The 17,426-nt window shown below is 70.6% G+C and carries 16 protein-coding genes and 2 tRNA genes; 12 read left to right on the top strand and 6 right to left on the bottom strand.

Annotated features, from left to right (window positions below):
• Nucleotides 1–18: 18 nt before the first annotated feature.
• Nucleotides 19–858 carry a GNAT family N-acetyltransferase gene (locus OG905_RS33250; protein ID WP_328680025.1) on the top strand — a complete coding sequence of 280 codons (840 nt, stop codon included), beginning with the start codon at nucleotides 19–21 and terminating at the stop codon, nucleotides 856–858.
• 319 nt (nucleotides 859–1,177) lie between these two features.
• Here the strand turns inward: OG905_RS33250 and OG905_RS33255 are convergent, their stop codons facing one another.
• Nucleotides 1,178–1,684, bottom strand: coding sequence for a DsbA family protein (locus OG905_RS33255; RefSeq protein ID WP_328680026.1), 507 nt, complete (start codon nucleotides 1,682–1,684; stop codon nucleotides 1,178–1,180).
• A gap of 166 nt (nucleotides 1,685–1,850) precedes the next feature.
• Here OG905_RS33255 and OG905_RS33260 point away from each other — a divergent pair, with 166 nt between their 5' ends.
• On the top strand, nucleotides 1,851–2,297 hold the full coding sequence (locus OG905_RS33260; protein WP_328680027.1) for a hypothetical protein: 447 nt from the start codon (nucleotides 1,851–1,853) through the stop codon (nucleotides 2,295–2,297).
• A gap of 103 nt (nucleotides 2,298–2,400) precedes the next feature.
• Nucleotides 2,401–2,553: a hypothetical protein gene (locus tag OG905_RS33265; protein WP_186357054.1), complete on the top strand. Its 153-nt coding sequence runs from the start codon at nucleotides 2,401–2,403 to the stop codon at nucleotides 2,551–2,553.
• Nucleotides 2,554–2,568: 15 nt separating this feature from the next.
• On the opposite strand, the gene OG905_RS33270 is transcribed toward OG905_RS33265, so the two are convergent.
• Both OG905_RS33270 and OG905_RS33275 read right to left on the bottom strand, forming a co-directional pair.
• Nucleotides 2,569–3,126: a CGNR zinc finger domain-containing protein gene (locus OG905_RS33270; protein ID WP_328680028.1), complete on the bottom strand. Its 558-nt coding sequence runs from the start codon at nucleotides 3,124–3,126 to the stop codon at nucleotides 2,569–2,571.
• Between the two features lie 190 nt (nucleotides 3,127–3,316).
• Nucleotides 3,317–3,730: an SsgA family sporulation/cell division regulator gene (locus OG905_RS33275; RefSeq protein ID WP_003959770.1), complete on the bottom strand. Its 414-nt coding sequence runs from the start codon at nucleotides 3,728–3,730 to the stop codon at nucleotides 3,317–3,319.
• Between the two features lie 190 nt (nucleotides 3,731–3,920).
• Here OG905_RS33275 and OG905_RS33280 point away from each other — a divergent pair, with 190 nt between their 5' ends.
• Nucleotides 3,921–4,379, top strand: coding sequence for a TIGR02611 family protein (locus OG905_RS33280; RefSeq protein ID WP_328680031.1), 459 nt, complete (start codon nucleotides 3,921–3,923; stop codon nucleotides 4,377–4,379).
• 54 nt (nucleotides 4,380–4,433) lie between these two features.
• A tRNA-Val gene (locus tag OG905_RS33285) sits at nucleotides 4,434–4,505 on the top strand.
• A 65-nt stretch (nucleotides 4,506–4,570) separates the two neighbouring features.
• On the opposite strand, the gene OG905_RS33290 is transcribed toward OG905_RS33285, so the two are convergent.
• Nucleotides 4,571–7,372, bottom strand: a complete 2,802-nt coding sequence (locus tag OG905_RS33290; protein WP_328680033.1) for an SCO7613 C-terminal domain-containing membrane protein — start codon at nucleotides 7,370–7,372, stop codon at nucleotides 4,571–4,573.
• 103 nt (nucleotides 7,373–7,475) lie between these two features.
• Here OG905_RS33290 and OG905_RS33295 point away from each other — a divergent pair, with 103 nt between their 5' ends.
• The 3 genes from OG905_RS33295 to OG905_RS33305 all read left to right on the top strand — a co-directional run bounded on the left by OG905_RS33295 (nucleotide 7,476) and on the right by OG905_RS33305 (nucleotide 9,909).
• A complete protein-coding gene (locus OG905_RS33295) occupies nucleotides 7,476–7,922 on the top strand; it encodes an SRPBCC family protein (protein WP_328680035.1) in 447 nt (148 codons plus the stop codon).
• A gap of 39 nt (nucleotides 7,923–7,961) precedes the next feature.
• Nucleotides 7,962–8,033, top strand: a tRNA-Val gene (locus OG905_RS33300).
• Between the two features lie 205 nt (nucleotides 8,034–8,238).
• On the top strand, nucleotides 8,239–9,909 hold the full coding sequence (locus tag OG905_RS33305) for a carbohydrate binding domain-containing protein (RefSeq protein ID WP_328680036.1): 1,671 nt from the start codon (nucleotides 8,239–8,241) through the stop codon (nucleotides 9,907–9,909).
• A 65-nt stretch (nucleotides 9,910–9,974) separates the two neighbouring features.
• On the opposite strand, the gene OG905_RS33310 is transcribed toward OG905_RS33305, so the two are convergent.
• Nucleotides 9,975–10,700, bottom strand: coding sequence for a 3'-5' exonuclease (locus OG905_RS33310; protein WP_328680038.1), 726 nt, complete (start codon nucleotides 10,698–10,700; stop codon nucleotides 9,975–9,977).
• A 172-nt stretch (nucleotides 10,701–10,872) separates the two neighbouring features.
• Between OG905_RS33310 and OG905_RS33315 the strand changes: the two genes are divergently transcribed.
• The 4 genes from OG905_RS33315 (at nucleotide 10,873) to OG905_RS33330 (ending at nucleotide 15,664) form a co-directional block, all read left to right on the top strand.
• On the top strand, nucleotides 10,873–11,469 hold the full coding sequence (locus OG905_RS33315) for a DUF4365 domain-containing protein (RefSeq protein WP_328680040.1): 597 nt from the start codon (nucleotides 10,873–10,875) through the stop codon (nucleotides 11,467–11,469).
• Complete coding sequence (locus tag OG905_RS33320) at nucleotides 11,469–12,689, top strand: hypothetical protein (protein ID WP_328680042.1); 1,221 nt, start codon at nucleotides 11,469–11,471, stop codon at nucleotides 12,687–12,689. The genes OG905_RS33315 and OG905_RS33320 overlap by 1 nt, the downstream gene beginning before the upstream one ends.
• Before the next feature lie 335 nt (nucleotides 12,690–13,024).
• Entirely contained in the window at nucleotides 13,025–15,001 is a 1,977-nt protein-coding gene (thrS, locus tag OG905_RS33325) for a threonine--tRNA ligase (protein ID WP_328680043.1), read from the top strand.
• 102 nt (nucleotides 15,002–15,103) lie between these two features.
• On the top strand, nucleotides 15,104–15,664 hold the full coding sequence (locus OG905_RS33330) for an HIT family protein (RefSeq protein ID WP_328680045.1): 561 nt from the start codon (nucleotides 15,104–15,106) through the stop codon (nucleotides 15,662–15,664).
• A 15-nt stretch (nucleotides 15,665–15,679) separates the two neighbouring features.
• Here OG905_RS33330 and OG905_RS33335 read toward each other — a convergent pair whose 3' ends face one another.
• Nucleotides 15,680–17,335 carry a hypothetical protein gene (locus OG905_RS33335; RefSeq protein ID WP_328680048.1) on the bottom strand — a complete coding sequence of 552 codons (1,656 nt, stop codon included), beginning with the start codon at nucleotides 17,333–17,335 and terminating at the stop codon, nucleotides 15,680–15,682.
• Nucleotides 17,336–17,426: the final 91 nt, after the last annotated feature.

The following is a 17,426-nucleotide window of genomic DNA, read 5'->3' on the forward strand; positions in this document are numbered from 1 at the left end:
GCAGGTAGAACACCCCTGATGACCACCACCCTGCGGCCGACCCGGCCGCTTCAACACGAGGCGGACGGCGCGCAGTCACGCCTCTACGAGGTCTGTGTCAACAGCCGTCCCGTCGGCCGGATCGAGATCGCCACCTTCCCCGCGCTCAGCGCCACGGCGGGCACCATCCGCTCGCTGAGCATCGACGAGCGGGACCGGCGGCGCGGGCGCGGGACCGTCGCCGCGCTCGCCGCCGAGGAGGTGCTGCGCGGCTGGGGCTGCACCCAGGTGCAGGTCGCGGTTCCGCCGGAGGCGACCGCAGCCACGCGGCTCGCGACCGCACTCGGCTACGTCGAGCGCGGCCGCAACATGCTCAAAGAGCTGCCCGACGGCCGGCCCGCCCTGCCGCGGGATGTCGAGAGCCGTCCCATGAGCGAGGTGGAGTTCGCGCAGTGGCGTGCCACGGCCGTCGAGACCTACGCACAGAACTGGATCGACAGGGGAGTCCCCGTGGTCGAGGCGCGCGCCAAGTCTGAGGCCCAGCACAGCGCGCTCCTGCCCGACGGCCTCGCCAGCCCCGGCATCCGGATCCATGTCCTGGAGCGGGAGGGCGCGCTCGTGGGCCATGTCCTCGTCGGCCGGCGCGAGGTCCGTCCTGGTGAGCCGGGGGCGTATGTGTACGACGTCGAGGTCGTCGAGGGACAGCGCGGCCGCGGCCACGGCCGGTCCCTGATGCTGCTCGCCGAACGCGTCGCGCTGGACGCCGGGCTGCCGCTGCTCGGACTGCACGTCTTCGCGGACAACACCCCGGCGCTCAGGCTGTACGAGTCGCTCGGCTACGAGACGACCCACATCAACAGCTTCAAGCCGCTCCTCTAGGTCCTGTCCGGTCGATCAGGCCGGATCAGTGAGCGGGGTCTGGCGATGGGGGCACCTCCCGTGCCCGAAGGGCTACGGGGGAGTGCCGTGCCAGGGCACGCGAGCCCGGCGAGATCGGCCGGACAGGACCCTAGGGCCTGTCGTTTGGATCAGGCCGGGCTCGCGTGCCCTGGCACGCACGCTCGCTGCGTTGTCGTCAGTCGCCGACGCTCCGCGTCGGCTCTCCCCCTGCCTTCGGCGGGGGGACCCCCATCCTCCGGCCTGCGATCGCACGCACCAGACCCCGCTCACTGATCCGGCCTGATCCAAACGACAGGCCCTAGCCGAGCAGCCGGTCCGCGATCTCCTCGATGCGCTCCCGCAGGCCCTCCTGGCTCTTGCCGCCGTCGAGACGCTCGCCGTCGATGACGTACGTCGGCGTACCCGTCACGCCGATCGCCTTGCCCTCGGCCTGGTCGGCGTCGACGATCAGGATGTGCCGGCCGTCGATCAGGGCGGTGTCGAACTCCTCTGTGTCCAGGCCCAGTTCACGCGCGACGTCGAGCAGGAGCGGCTCGCCCTTCGCGGTGAGCTCGTCGACGCGTCCGAGCACCGCCTCGATGTACGGCCAGCCCTTGCCCTGCTCGGCAGCCTCCTCCGCGGCCTGGGCCGCCGTGAAGGCGTGCTTGTGCTTGTCGAGGGGGAAGTGCCGCAGCCGCAGCTCGAGCCGGTCGCCGTAGCGCTCGCGCAGAGCCCGCAGATCCTTCAGGGCGCTGCGGCAGTCGGGGCACTGGAGCTCGCACCAGACGTCGAGCACGACGGGGCGGGCGGTGGTGGAGTCGCTCATGGGTCCAGTGTCCCAGTCCGTGGCGAGGCGCACCGACCGGGACCTGGGGAGGAGACCGCCCCGGAGATCTCCCTGAGGTCGTACGGGACCGTGGCCGCAACGCGGCCGGACGGTGCACGATGGAAGGGACGTACCCCCTCATGCCCGTCTGAGCCTGGAGGACCGGATGCTTGCCGAGACCATTTGTTCCGCGGTGTCCGCGGCGGGCCTGGGCATCGCCGCCGTCACGGCGTACCGCAAGCGTTTCCTCGCCGCGGCACGGATAGCCGCCTACTCGCTGGTCCCCATCGGCCTGGTGCTGACCGGCGCGGTCGAATGGGCCGTGGACACGGCCTTCAGCCCGTCCGCCTGGTTCGGCTTCGCCCTGCTCGGCGGCGCCTGGCTGCTCTTCATGACCACCCGGGCCATCGAGCGGCGGGGCGGTGGGACCCGTAAGGAACGCAAGGCCGCCGCCAGGGCGGCGGAGCAGGGGGTGGTCGCCCCGGCCGCGTCGGCGCCCTCGCTCGGGCCGGGCAGCCGTCCCGCGACCCAGCCCAAGGCGAAGCCGAAGGCTGCCGGTTCCGGCGAGGATTTCAGCGACATCGAGGCGATCCTCAAGAAGCACGGCATCTGACGTATCACACCATGGCCACAAACACGGGATCTGATGAACTCCCGCAGTCGAGGGGCGTGTTGATTGATCACGGCAGGCTGCTCTGCGCCATCATCACCCCGAGATGCTCGATACCTCACGGGGCGAGGCCCCCGCACCGACCGAAGAGCCGCGTGGCTGCCTCTTCGCACTCTCCCAGCCGCCCCTGATGATCTTTCTCGCGGTGATCGGCTTTCTGCTGCTCATGGCCGCGGTACACGATCTGTTCCTGCTGTGAGGGGATCGGGGCCCCTCAGCCGGCCGCTTCCTTGCGGCGGGCGCGGTACGCGGCGACATGCAGGCGGTTGCCGCAGGTGCGGCTGTCGCAGTAGCGGCGTGAGCGGTTGCGGGAGAGGTCGACAAAGGCGCGCCCGCAGTCCGGGGCCTCGCAGCGCCGCAGGCGCTCCTGCTCGCCCGCGACGACGATGAAGGCCAGTGCCATCCCGCAGTCCGCCGCGAGATGGTCGGCGACAGATGCACCCGGAGCGAAGTAGTGCACATGCCAGTCGTAGCCGTCGTGGTCGGTGAGCTGCGGGGTGGTTCCCGCGGCCGCCACCAGTTCGTTGACCAGCTCGGCCGCGGTGCGGCTGTCGGGCGCCGCGAAGATCTCCGCGAACTGTGTCCGCACGCCCTGCATGGCCTTCAGGTCCCGGTGGCCCAGCTCGCCCACGCCGCTGACACTGTGGCTTCGTACGAAGTCGTACAGCGAGGCGACGTCCGCGAGCGCGTCGTCCTGCCCGCTCTCCGGGGCGGTGTTCACCAGATCGACGACGGTGTCGAGGGCGATGCGGGTGTCGTGGGGGATCAGCACGATTCGCTCCCTGGCTGCTGCGGGCCGGTGCCCGCCGAATTGCGCTGACTCTAGCGGTTGGTGCCAAGAGCGCACCGGCGCCGTCACTGCGGTGGAATCCGCGGTGACGGCGCCGGTGTCTGACGTGTGTGGTTGTCCGCGCGGCGCCGTCGCCCCGAGTCGGACGGCGCCGTGCAGCTCTCGGCCTGGCTCAGCTCTCGGCGAGGATGTGCGAGAGCTCCGTGTCGAGATCGAAGTGACGATGCTCGGTGCCCGGTGGCACCGCGGCGTCGGTCCGCTTCAGGAACGACTCCAGGGCCCGCGCCGGGGCCTCGAGCAGGGCTTCGCCCTCCGGGGAGCTCAGCGCGATGCAGACGACGCCCTGGCCATGACTGCGTGACGGCCAGACTCTGACGTCGCCCGTGCCGGTGGGCCGGTGCAGACCCTCGGCGAGAAGATCGCGGGCGAAGACCCACTCGACCGTCTCTTCGGCTCCGGTGTGGAAGGTGGCGTGCACGGCGTAGGGATCGGCCGTGTCATACCGCAGGCCCGCGGGTACAGGCAGTGAAGACTCGCTCGATACAACGAGGCGCAGGTGCAGCTCGCAGCTGACCGTGGTGTTCATAAGCGCCAGGGCCTTTCGCTCAGTGTGCGCTCGGGGATTCGCACGTCGGCGAAATCGACATGCCACCTACGGTGCCGTTGTAAACCCCTCTGACCGTTTTGTGATCCTTCATGTCGCTCGTATAGCGGTGCATCACTTTGTGTTATAGGGCCATTCCGGTGACCGGGCCGAATCCGGTACGTTTGGCTTCATGAATGCGGAGAGTGACGAGCGGGGCGAGGTCGTCGCAAAGACGACCGAGGTTCCCGCCACGGGGGACGTGACGGCGGCGAGGGAGCCGGTGCTCGGCTCGAGGGCGCCCCACTTCATCAAGCGGTCCAGGCCGCTGCATCTGAGCTGGCAGGTCGGCGTTTTCGTCGTCGGCCTCGCGGTGGTCGGCGCCGGCATCGTGATGCTGCCGCTGCCGGGGCCCGGCTGGCTGGTGATCTTCGGCGGCATGGCGATCTGGGCGACGGAGTTCGTCTGGGCGCAGCTGGTGCTGCGCTGGACGAAGCGGAAGGTGACCGAGGCGGCGCAGCGCGCGCTCGATCCGAGCGTCCGCCGGCGCAACATCATCCTGACCACGATCGGCCTCGTGATCATCGCCGTGCTGGTCGGAATCTACGTCTGGAAGTTCGGCATCGTGATGCCGTGGAAGATCAAGGAGTGACCTGAAAATGGTCAGGGGGACACTCTGACATGGGGTAATCTTTGCGGAGTGCCCGGGCGATTAGCTCAGTGGGAGAGCGCTTCGTTCACACCGAAGAGGTCACTGGTTCGAACCCAGTATCGCCCACCCGGACCGAAGGCCCGGAGACGTCGAGTCTCCGGGCCTTCGGCGTTTGTGCGTCCGGTGCCGAGTCAGCGCATCCGGCCCAGGGTGTCCCGCAGCCTGCGGGCGTCGCGCAGTCGCTGCTCGTAGGTCGCGCCGACGGCGAGGAGCAGCAGTCCCGCGAGCGCGGGCGGCAGCCAGCGGGGGAGTGCGCCCACGACCTGGACGACGTACGGCGCGAGCTCGTGCAGCGCGTCGAGGGCGAGCACCGTGCCGCCGAGCACCAGCAGCGCCTGCAGGCGCAGCCGGGCGCCGGTGAGTGTGAGGGCCAGGGCCGCGAGGCCGAGCAGCAGCGGGCGCAGCCAGTGGTCGTCTCCCCAGGCCGCGACGAGGCTCGGCAGGAGCGTCGCGGCGAGACCGGGTCCGTACGCCGTCCAGGACGAGGTCTCCGGGTCGCGGCGGCGGCGCAGCGCGCCCACGGCGAGCGCGGGCAGGGTCACGGGCAGGGTGTACGCCTCCGGGGTGGTGACGTCCGATGCGTACAGCCGTACCCAGGTGGCGAGCACGAACAGCGCCGCGGCGAGATATCCGGCGGCGGGCCGGCGCTCGGCCCGGACCGCGGTGCCCGCGGCGATCACGCCGCCGAGCGCCAGCACCAGGGCGAGGGTCGGCCCGTCCCCGGCGGCGAGGACGACCGCGACAAGGCCCGCGGCCGCGCCGGTGAGTTCCATGGGGAGGGCCACGGGGTGGCGTCCCGGCCCGGCGGCGAGCAGGGCCACGGCGGCGGGGACGGCGAGGATCAGCAACGCGGCCCGGTGGGGCGGGAGTTCGGCGGCCGCGGCGACGGCGCCGAGCAGCGCGGTCGCGAAGCCGGTGGCGGTGCCGGCGAGGACCGCCTGCACGGCGCGCGGTCCCCGGGCGGCGAACGCGGCCGCGGCGAGGGCGGCGGTCAGGGTGCCGAGCACCGTGAACGTCGCGGGGCGCGTGGCCAGGGACAGTACGGTGACGCTCCCGGCGCCCGCGAGAGAGCAGGCGAGGGCAAGGGGGACGGCGGCCGGGGCGAGCCGGGCGGTCGACGCGGGACGTACGGCGAGCGCCAGGGCGGCGGCGGTGAGGAGCACGTGCAGCGTCAGGGTCGCGATGTAGCCGAGATCGAGCGCGGGCGGCACGACGAACAGCCCTGCCCACGCGAGGGCGAGGGCCCCGGTGCCGGCCGCGGCACGCCGGTCGGGCCGGGTTGCTGAGGCTGCGGGAGCGCCGGTGGGCGGGCCCCAGGCGGGCCAGGGGGCGCCGGTGGGCGGCGGGCCCGCGGGGGGTTCGGCCGGTCCGGCCGAGGGCGGTGTACCCGGCGTGCCGGGCGCAGGGGCGGGGTGCCCCGCCGGGGTCGGTGCTTCCGGCGCGCCCGCGCGGTCGTGCTGTGTGGTCTCGTCCGGGGCGTCGCCGTGAGCGGCCGTCCGCGTCGCCGTCGGCGACGGCCACCAGCGCGACGCCGTCGCAAGAGTCGCCGCCACGATCAGCAGGACAATCGGGGACGCCGTGAGGCCCGGCTCCGGGAGCGGTACGCCCAGTGCGCCGCGGGCGGTCGGCCCGGTGACCGACGACCAGATGGTGTCCGTCGTCGACAGTGGGCCCGCCAGGGTGAGCGCCACCAGGGGGAGCATCAGGAGAGCCGCGAGCGCGTGGACCGCGCCCGCCGCGGCCGTCAGACCCTGACGCAGTTGCCGCGGCGAGCCCGTCCGTACGAGAACCAACAGGCCGACCGCGCACAGCAGATACCCCAGCACCGACCATCCCTCGGGGACGCCCGCGCGGGCCACTGCGCCGAGCGCCGCGATCGTCGCGAGACCGGCCACGGCGGAGCAGGGCATCGCGGCCGACGGCGAGCGCCAGGCCGCGAAGAGCGCTACGCCCGCCGCCGCGAGGAGCAGCCCGGCCGGGGCGAGCGCGTCGAGCGGCGTGTCCGCGGTCACCGACTGGGCGCAGCCGATGAGCAGCGCCCAGCCACCCGTCACCGCGGCGCCGGTGGCTGCGAAGGGCCGGAGTCCCGGCTTAGGGGGTGTCCGGTGGATCATGCTGGGCTCGCGACGCCCTGCGACTCCGTCTCCTGCGTTGTCGTCGGTCGGCATGGCTCCGCCATGCCTCCCTCCTCCGTCTTGGATCCGAAGCCGCATGACGCCGCTCCCTGATCCAGCCTGATCCACCGGACACCCCCTAGCGGGTGTCCGCAGCGCGACCGCGACATCGAGCGAGGCGGTCGCCAGCAGGGCCCACTCCATCGGCGGCGCGCCCGGGCCGGCGGTCAGCGACCAGAGCGGCAGCGGGAGTTGCGCGGTCAGCACGGCCACCGGCAGCGGAATCCGCAGCCGATCCAGGGACAGTCCGTACGCCGCCCAGAGCGCCGCGAGCACGGCCGAGGCGACGGCCGCGTAGGCGAGCCCGCCGGTCTCCGCCAGCGCGACCCGGTGCAGGGCGTACGCGTCCAGCACCATCAGCACCAGGCCGAGACCTGCCAGGGACTCCGCCGTGGAGGCGAGCGTGCGCCGCAACAGCGCGACCGGTGCGGCGAGCGCCGCGACCGTCACGGCGCCGAGCACCGCCGAGCGCCCGCCGATACCCAAGTGACCCCAGCTGACCAGTGTGAACGCAATCGCGGCGATGGTCAGCAGAATGCCGCCCAGGGTGAGCAGCAGGTTCTGCACACTGCGCGGCGCGGCATCCGGCGGGGGAGCGGCGAAGGGCCGCGCCGCCGGAGGCGGCGGCGCCACACGCGGCTGTACGACGGTGAGCAGCCAGGCTCTGCGAGCCAGCAACTGGGCCCGGCGGGCGTCCAGTCGGACGAGCTCGCGGTCGAGGATCGCCAGTTCCTCGGCGGGTGGCGGAACGTTCTCCATAGTGCGGAGTGTGGCCACCGCCACATCCCGAGGCATGGGCGCGCATACTCAGTTCGCGTGTGAGTACCCCCGCCGTACACCTTCGTGGGCGCAGACTTGGGCCATGAACTGGTGCCGATACCGCTTCCGCAGCATCTGGGACCTGACCGCCCGGCCCACCGCCGTGTTCGCGGTGCTCGAGCGGGCCGAGGACTACCCGCGCTGGTGGCCGCAGGTGCGAGAGGTGACCCAGCTCGACGAGCTGACCGGGACCGCCCGCTTCCGCTCCTTCCTCCCGTACGAACTGCTCGTCACCGCCCGCGCCCAGCGGCGCGACCCGGGGGCAGGCGTGCTCGAAGTGGGAATGGAGGGGGACCTGGAGGGCTGGGCGCGATGGACGCTTTCGGCGCGTGGCACGGGCACCCGGGCGCTGTACGAACAGGAGGTGGAGGTGTGCAAGCCGCTGATGAGGCGGCTGGCGGTGCCGTGCCGCCCGGCCTTCCGTGCCAACCACGCGGTGATGATGCGCGGCGGTCGGCGCGGACTTGCCGCCTACCTGGACGGAGTTTGAAGGAAGCCCGCGGGGACCTGTATGGTTCAGTGCGTTCCCGGGCGATTAGCTCAGTGGGAGAGCGCTTCGTTCACACCGAAGAGGTCACTGGTTCGAACCCAGTATCGCCCACCGGGAGAGGCCGGTCCGTCAGTCGACGGACCGGCCTCACTGCGTTTTCCGGGCTCCAACTCCCGGGTCGGCGGCGACCGTTGTCCCGCGTCCGCTCTTGACGTGAGCGCGCCACTCCGCTCTAATCCGCCTCGCAGGTCCAGACCAATCGTGGCGCCGCGTCCGGTCCGAACGACCCGCCCCCACCCCTTCACCGGGAGGTCATGTGCGTATCCGAAATCGCCTACTGGCCGGACTCGGTGCGGCGCTGCTCGCCGCAGCCGCATCGCTCGCCGTGCCCGGCACGGCCCAGGCCGCCAACCTGCTCAGCAATCCCGGCTTCGAAACCGGCTCCCTGTCCGGCTGGTCCTGCACCGGCGGACTCGGCTCGGTGGTGAGCAGCCCCGTACACAGCGGTTCGAAGGCGCTCGCCGGTGCCGTGAGCGCGAGCGACAACGCCAAGTGCACCCAGACCGTCGCGGTGCAGCCCAACACCGCGTACACGCTCTCGGGCTGGGTGCGCGGCAGCTATGTCTACCTCGGCGTGACCGGCGGGACGTCCACCTGGACCCCGTCCGCGACCGCGTACACCAAACTGTCCGTCTCGTTCACCACCGGCGCAGCACAGACCACCGCCGAGATATACGTCAACGGCTGGTACGCGCAGGGCACTTACTACGCCGACGACATCAGCCTCGACGGTCCCGGCGGCGGAGGCGGCGGCGACACCCAGGCGCCCACCACCCCCACGAATCCGCGCTCCACCGGCAAGTCGTCCTCCAGCGTCTCACTGGCTTGGAACGCGTCGACCGACAATGTCGGCGTCACCGGCTACGACGTCTACCAGGGCTCGACGAGAGCCACCACGGTGACCGGCACCAGCGCGACCGTCAGTGGCCTGGCGGCCAGCACCGCGTACAGCTTCACGGTCCGTGCCCGCGACGCGGCAGGCAATCTCTCCCCGGCCTCGACCGCGGTCAGCGTGACGACCGATGCGGGCGGCGGCGGTGGCACCGGCTTCAAGCAGGCGGCCCCGTACCTCTACTTGGGCTGGGGCGACCCGCCCAGCGCCACCTCGGTGATGAGCGCGACCGGCATCAAGTGGTTCACCATGGCCTTCATCCTCTCCTCCGGCGGCTGCAACCCCGCCTGGGACGGCAACCGCCCGCTCACCGGTGGCACCGACCAGTCCACCATCAACGCGATCCGAGGCGCGGGCGGCGACATCGTCCCGTCCATCGGTGGCTGGAGCGGCAATAAGCTCGGCCCGAACTGCTCAACCCCCGAGGCGCTGGCCGGCGCCTACCAGAAGGTGATCAGCGCCTATGGCCTGAAGGCCATCGACGTCGACATCGAGAACAGCGACGAGTTCGAGAACGAGGTCGTCCAAGACCGGATCCTCGGCGCGCTGAAGATCGTCAAGCAGAACAACCCCGGCCTGAAGACGATTCTCACCTTCGGCACCAGCACCACCGGCCCGACCTGGTGGGGCAGCCGGCTCATCGAGCGTGCGAACGCACTCCAGGCCGACATCGACGTCTTCACGATCATGCCGTTCGACTTCGGCGGCGGCGCCGACATGTACGGCAACACCGTCAACGCCACCGAGGGGCTCGAGACCAAGCTCAAGAGCACCTTCGGCTGGTCGGACGCCACCGCCTACGCCCATATCGGCATCTCGGGCATGAACGGCCTCAGCGACCAGCAGGAACTCACCAGTCCGGCGACCTGGACCCAGATCAAGGACTGGGCCAACTCCCACCACATCGCACGGCTCGCGTACTGGTCGGTCAACCGTGACCGTCCCTGCCCCGGCGGCGGAGTGGTGAGCAACTGCTCCGGCATCAGCCAGAGCAACTGGCAATTCACCTCCATCACCGCGGGATTCACCGGCTGACGAAACCGGCCGACCAAATCGGCCGACCAAACCGGGTGGCGCCCCTCTCGGGGCGCCTCCCGGACTCAGGCCGCAGCGGGCAGATCCGTACGCAGCGGCCAGTGCGGGTCCACCTCCTCCGGCGCACCACTGCGCGCGAACCACGCCTGCAGCCCGCGTGCCTGCGCCGCATGCCACACCGCCTGCAGCGTATGCAGCTCCGAGGGGGCAAGACGCTCCAGGCGAGAGGCGAAACGGCGCCCCACCGCCCGGGTGACCTCGAGCGCCGCCATCGCGTCCGCGGCCGCGTCATGGGCGCCGTCCAGCACCACCTCGTACTGGTCGCACAGGTCCGAGAGGGTACGGCGGCCCTTGCGGTAGCGGTCCAGATGCTTGTCCAGGACCCTCGGATCCAGCACGCACAGCGGGACGTTCTCCAGATAGTGGGCGAGCGACGCCGCGCGGTGGCGCCTCAACTCCCGGTCGAGGATGGTCAGATCGAAGGGTGCGTTCATCACCACGAGCGGGCGGGCCGCGGCGCACTGCTCGGCAAGCAGCCTGGCTATCTCCTCCATCACGGGCGCCGGCCAGCGGCCGTTGCGCTGAAGGTGATCGTCCGTCAGCCCGTGCACCTCGGTGGCTCCCGGCGGCACGGGCACCCCGGGATTGATCAGCCAGCGTGTGACGCGCGGGCGGCCGCCCGTCATGTCCTGGACGACGACCGCAGCCGAAACGATGCGGTCCTCCTCGACGTCGACTCCGGTGGTTTCAGTGTCAAATGCGGCCAGGGGGCCGTCATACCAGCGCGTCATCCCCGAACTCCTTGCACATGCCTGGCAGATGGCGATGTCCCCCTGCCCGAATCGGTGATACCCGGGCTGTTTGCGCCGTACGCCGGGCGGTGACAACACAGATGACGGGTACGTGAGTTGACATCCCGTCCAGGGGACATCGATCGGCACAGCCCGGAAGGCACGAGGAGCCATGGCGCTCACGCAGCCTGAGTCTGGGGGTACCTCCCAGGCCGAAGGCCAAGGGGGAGGGCTGCTGCCCCAGCGGACCGTACCGCTGCGCGGAGCACTCGCCACCACCGCCTGCATGGAGACACTCCAGGTGGGCTATCTGCACGCCGTTGCCGCAGCGGCGGGCTGCTCCCTGTCGCAGCCCTTTCCGGACAACGGCATCGACTGGCATGTCAGCCACAGCTCGGCCGGTCACACCGTCGACGACGAGGTGACCATCAAGGTGCAGCTCAAGTGCACATACCAGATCCCACCGCACCCACCGGGACCCGCGTTCTCCTTCACCCTCGACAACGACCACCTGGTGAAGCTGGCCCGCACCCCGGTGTCCGTGCACAAGATCCTCGTCGTGATGCTCGTCCCCCGGACCCAGGGCGAGTGGCTGCGCGCCAGTCACGACCGGCTCGATCTGCGGCACTGCTGCTACTGGACCAACCTGGCAGGCCACCCGGTGACGGGCAGGAGCAGGACCACTGTGCGGATCCCGACCTCGCGGATCTTCGACGACCGGGCGCTCTGCGAGATCATGACCAGGGTCGGGGTGGGAGGGAGACCTTGATGCAGCGGCCTTTCGACGAGTCGGTACGGCCCCATCCGACGGGCGACCTGCCGGGCGCCTGGTACGGGAGCGGCGAACCGGACCCCGCCCAGGTCGACCCCGTTGTCCTCGGGGCGCTCCTGGACCGGCACGGCTGGCGGCGGCGCGGGGGAGCGGCCGGGCGCTACGCGCGCTGGACGCCGCCGGGGCCGGGGGCGGGCGGTACGAGTCTGCTGGTGCCCGAGAGCAGGTCGTTCCCGGACTGCGAGGACCTGCTGGGCGAGGCGCTCACCGCGCTCGCGCGCAGCGCCGCGCCCTCGGCCCGTGAGGTGCTCGTCGGACTGACCGTGCCGAGCGACGAGATCCGGTGGTGGCGTGATGTGCCCCAGGGTCCCTCGGGCGCGGCATCGTGGACCGTACAGGAGCAACTGCGGGGAGCCGCACGGCAGATGCTGATGGCCGGGGCGCTGGCGGCGCGCGGCCGCGCGGGGTACTACGGCGCGCGGCACCGGCGGCAGGCGCAGGCCTCGCTGGACGGGGTCCTGGTGGGACCGGCGCCCGGCGGGCGCAGCCTCACCGCGTTCGTGCCGGTGCAGAGCGGGCGGGCGGTCGTGGTGCGGCTGTACCACGCCCTGCAGGCGGCGCGGGAGGCGGCGGACTACCAGCGCGCGACGGGCGGGATGGAGGCGTTCGACGCGGCCGTCGAGGCGGGAGTGAGCCGCGAGCTGACGGAAGCGATCATCGCGCTGGTGCGTGGCTCCGAAGGGGCGCGGGTGGCTCTGGAGTGGTCACCCGCGGCGGGAGTCCCGGCAGGCTGCGCGCCGCGGAACGAACCGGTCGAGTTCTCGCCGGGCGACCTGCCCGCGCTGCGCGAGGCCGGCGCCCGTTATCTCCAGGACGAGCCGTCCGTGCCGGTCCGCGTCACCGGCACGGTGGTCCGGATGCGCCGCTCCGGGCCGCGGGGGGCGGGGACGGTACGGCTGCGCGTCCTGGCGGGAGCGGAGGTGCCGCACGTGCGGGTGGCCCTGGACGAGGACTCCTACCGCACGGCGGGCCATGCGCACCTGGTCGGCCTGCCGATCCGGGTCGTGGGGCGCCTGGAGAGCCGAGGGGGGTTCCGGCGGCTGACGGATGCCTCGAATGTGGTTCCGGTACAGGTGGATGAGGCGGAGCGGGACCGGCTGATGAAGTCGCTCCAGGAGAATCTGGACTTCTTCGAGGAGGCGTGTCAGGGGGAGTGAGGGTGCGGGGGTTGCGGTGCGCCTGCGGCGGGCTTTCCCCTACCCGCCCCTTCCCGAACTGGGGCTCCGCCCCAGACCCCGCGCCTCAAACTCCCCCAGACTTCGTCCGGGGGGACCCCCACGAGGCTGGAGTGTGCGCCCGAGCCGCACATCCAGCCCGTCCGGAGTTTGAGGACGCGCCCGAAGGGCGCATGGGGGTCTGCGGGCTTGCCCCCAGCTACGGGAAGGGGCGGGGGTGGGGGAAACAACCGTTTCGCGAGCGGGCCCACCGGCTCGGTACGATTCGTAGCGCGCCCACTACCAACGCGGCGTCCCCCTTCAGTCAGGAGAGACCGGTGTCAGACGTCCGTGTGATCATCCAACGCGATTCCGAGCGGGAAGAGCGCGTGGTGACCACGGGCACCACAGCGGCCGACCTCTTCCCCGGCGAGCGCACCGTCATCGCCGCCCGCGTCGCCGGTGAGCTGAAGGACCTCGCGTACGAGGTCAAGAACGGCGAGGAGGTCGAGCCGGTCGAGATCTCCTCCGAGGACGGCCTCAACATCCTGCGGCACTCCACCGCGCACGTCATGGCGCAGGCCGTCCAGGAGCTCTTCCCCGAGGCCAAGCTCGGCATCGGCCCGCCGGTCAAGGACGGTTTCTACTACGACTTCGACGTCGAGAAGCCCTTCCACCCCGATGACCTCAAGGCCATCGAGAAGAAGATGCAGGAGATCCAGAAGCGCGGCCAGCGCTTCTCGCGGCGCGTCGTCACCGATGAGGCCGCCCGCGAGGAGCTCGCCGGCGAGCCGTACAAGCTGGAGCTCATCGGCATCAAGGGCTCCGCCTCCTCCGACGACGGTGCGGACGTCGAGGTCGGCGCCGGTGAGCTGACGATCTACGACAACCTCGACGCCAAGACCGGCGAGCTGTGCTGGAAGGACCTGTGCCGCGGTCCGCACCTGCAAAGCACCCGTAACATCCCGGCGTTCAAGCTGATGCGCAATGCAGCCGCGTACTGGCGCGGCAGCGAGAAGAACCCGATGCTGCAGCGCATCTACGGCACCGCCTGGCCCTCCAAGGAAGAGCTCAAGGCTCACCTGGAGTTCCTCGCCGAGGCCGAGAAGCGCGACCACCGCAAGCTGGGCAACGAGCTGGACCTGTTCTCCATCCCGGACCAGATCGGCTCCGGTCTCGCGGTCTTCCACCCCAAGGGCGGTGTCGTACGCCGGGTCATGGAGGACTACTCCCGCAAGCGGCACGAGGAGGAGGGGTACGAGTTCGTCTACACCCCCCACGCCACCAAGGGGAAGCTCTTCGAGACCTCGGGCCACCTGGACTGGTACGCCGAGGGCATGTACCCGCCCATGCAGCTCGACGAGGGCACGGACTACTACCTCAAGCCCATGAACTGCCCGATGCACAACCTGATCTTCGATGCGCGCGGCCGCTCCTACCGTGAACTGCCACTGCGTCTCTTCGAGTTCGGGACCGTGTACCGCTACGAGAAGTCGGGCGTCGTGCACGGCCTGACCCGGGCCCGCGGCTTCACCCAGGACGACGCGCACATCTACTGCACCAAGGAGCAGATGGCGGACGAGCTCGACTCGACGCTGACCTTCGTGCTGAACCTGCTGCGTGACTACGGCCTCACCGACTTCTATCTGGAGCTGTCCACCAAGGACCCGGAGAAGTTCGTCGGCTCCGACGAGATCTGGGAGGAGGCGACCGAGACGCTGCGCAAGGTCGCCGAGAAGCAGGGCCTCCCGCTGGTCCCCGACCCGGGCGGCGCCGCGTTCTACGGGCCGAAGATCTCCGTGCAGGCCAAGGACGCCATCGGCCGTACCTGGCAGATGTCCACCGTCCAGCTCGACTTCAACCTGCCGGAGCGCTTCGACCTGGAGTACACCGGTCCCGACGGCACCAAGCAGCGCCCTGTCATGATCCACCGCGCGCTGTTCGGTTCGATCGAGCGGTTCTTCGCGGTGCTGCTGGAGCACTACGCGGGCGCGTTCCCGGCCTGGCTCGCGCCGGTCCAGGCGCTCGGCATCCCGATCGGCGACGCGCACATCCCCTACCTGCAGGAGTTCGCCGCCAAGGCGAAGGCCAAGGGGCTGCGGGTCGAGGTGGACGCCTCCTCGGACCGTATGCAGAAGAAGATCCGCAACGCGCAGAAGCAGAAGGTGCCCTTCATGGTCATCGCGGGCGACGAGGACATGGCCGCCGGCGCGGTCTCCTTCCGCTACCGCGACGGCTCGCAGGAGAACGGCATCCCGGTCGACGAGGCCATCGCGAAGATCGCGAAGGTCGTCGAGGAGCGGGTCCAGCTCTGACGACCGCCGCCCACTCGGCAGCGCGCACGCATGCCGTACGAGACCCCCGCAGCGCGATCAGTGCTGCGGGGGTCTCCCGTCTGCGCGGCCGGGCGAAGTCATATGCTGCACAGCATGACGCTTGAGCCGGAGCAGCAGATCGGAGTCGGAACGCAGGATGCGTTCCAGCGCCTGTGGACACCCCACCGCATGGCGTACATCCAGGGAGAGAACAAGCCGACCGGTCCGGGGGCCGACGACGGCTGTCCCTTCTGCCTCATCCCCTCCACGTCGGACGAGGACGGGCTTGTCATCGCCCGCGGCTCGGACGTCTACGCGGTGCTCAACCTCTACCCGTACAACGGCGGGCATCTGATGGTCGTGCCCTACCGCCATGTCGCCGACTACACCGAACTGGACGACGCGGAGACCGCCGAGCTCGCCCTGTTCACCAAGCATGCGATGACCGCGCTGCGCAAGGCGTCGGGCGCGCACGGCTTCAACATCGGAATGAACCAGGGCACGGTCGCAGGCGCCGGGATCGCCGCGCATCTGCACCAGCACGTCGTACCGCGGTGGGGCGGGGACACCAACTTCATGCCCGTCGTCGGGCACACGAAGGTGCTGCCCCAGCTGCTCGCCGACACCCGCAAGATGCTGGCGGAGGCCTGGCCCGCCTCCTGAAGAGGCGGGCCACTCCTACGCGTCGTAGAGGTCGGCCTTGCGGGGCGTGGGGTCCTGGACGAAGCCGCTCACGATCATGGAGCGGTTGCCGAAGCGCTCGGTGTCCACGCCGTTCTCCTCGAGCACCCTCATCGCCGCGGCGTGCGTCACACGCAGGACGGGCGTCGCCGCACGCATCGCGTCGTCCGCCATGAAACGGTGCCGCCAGGGCTTCTCGGCCCAGGCGTGGCGCAGCCCGAAGGGCTCGGGGAGCACCAGCTTGCCGCCGAGGAAGTCGAGCAGCGGCGGATACCAGGTGAAGGGCGCCCGCACCGCGAGCCGCACCACCTCGGGCGTCTCCACCAGCGGCAGCGCCCGGTCGACGGTCTCCCAGAAACGGACCGTCTTGGCGACCGTGACGGTCTTGGGCGCGGGCTTGGTGGTGAACAGCGAGTGCACCGGGCCGAGCGCATGCCCGGTCACCTCGATGCGCAGTGTCTCGTGGAGCACCGTCACGGTGATCATCATCGTGATCACCAACTGGCCGTCCCAGAGCGTGAACTGCACGCCCAGATAGTGGCGGTTCCCGCCGCCGAACTGCTGGTGATTGCAGATCCGCTGTATCTCGTGGCCCTTGACCTGGAAGGTCTCCACGTCCTGGCCCTCCGGCCGGGACACCTCCCCGGCGTTCTCACCGACCGGCGCCACGATCCAGTGCTTGACCGAGGGGGTGGGGAAGCCGCCGGAGTTCAGCGGGCCGCGCTCCAGCATCTTCAGCTTGTCGTGGACCGCTCGTATCACGTCCCAGCTGCGGAACTGGTTGATGTCCTTGCCCGCCTCCTTGGAGACCAGCTCCTCGGCCATCTGCCAGCTTCCCCAGCGGGTGCCCATGCCGAGTATCCCCTTCGGGCCCGCGTAGAAGACCGCGTTGGACTGCTGCTCGGCGGTGAGCTTCTCAAGTCCCTGGCGCAGCTGCTCGCGCGCGGTCTCATTGGGGTGCCCGGGGACGGCCTCGGGCACCTTGGCGCCGAGACCGCCACCCGACAGCAGGCTGTCCCAGCGCGCGCGCAGATCCTTGGCCGTGGACTCGCAGATGCGCTTGGCCAGTACCCAGCCGATGACCGGCGCCACGATCATGCCGCGGATGTAGTAGCCGAGCAGCCCACCGAACGGCAGCCGGATCAGGAAGATCACGGCCAGGCCGCCGATGCCGACGAGCAGCAGGGTGCCGAGCGCCCCCGCTCGCTTGTTGGACGCGCCCGCGATCGTCCGCCGGAGCTGGAATACGACCAGCCAGAGCAGCAGCCCGGGCAGGAAGAGCAGCCCGAACACGGCCATCACACCGGTGAGTCTGGCGTCGCGCTCCTTTCGGATTCGGGTGGCGGCCAGGCAGTGCTCGACCACCGCCTGCGGCTCGGTGCCGAAGGACTGGATCAGCGCCTTGCGCGCGCCGCCGAGCATCCGCAGCTGCACCGCCCGCGAGAACGCCTCGCCCAGATTCGGCTCGAACAGCGAGAACTTCCCCGGCTTCACCTCGGACTTGTGCCACTCGCTGTTGGCCTTGAGCAGGTCCTTGACCGGGCTGTCGCGGTACGCGGCGGAGGCGAGCGCATGCGTCGCCGCCGTCTGTCCGGCCGAGCCCAGGAGCGGGACCTGCGCCCCGGGAGTGAAATCGAAAGCGTCGTTCGCCACTACCGCCCCCATCGCCGCAAGCATCTGCACTGCGGCCTGTTCCCAACTACCGCGCCCCGCACACCTTCTGAGCTGGGGCACTACAGCGTAT

Origin of the sequence: Streptomyces sp. NBC_00322, assembly GCF_036147535.1 — a bacterium.
GTDB lineage: Bacteria > Actinomycetota > Actinomycetes > Streptomycetales > Streptomycetaceae > Streptomyces.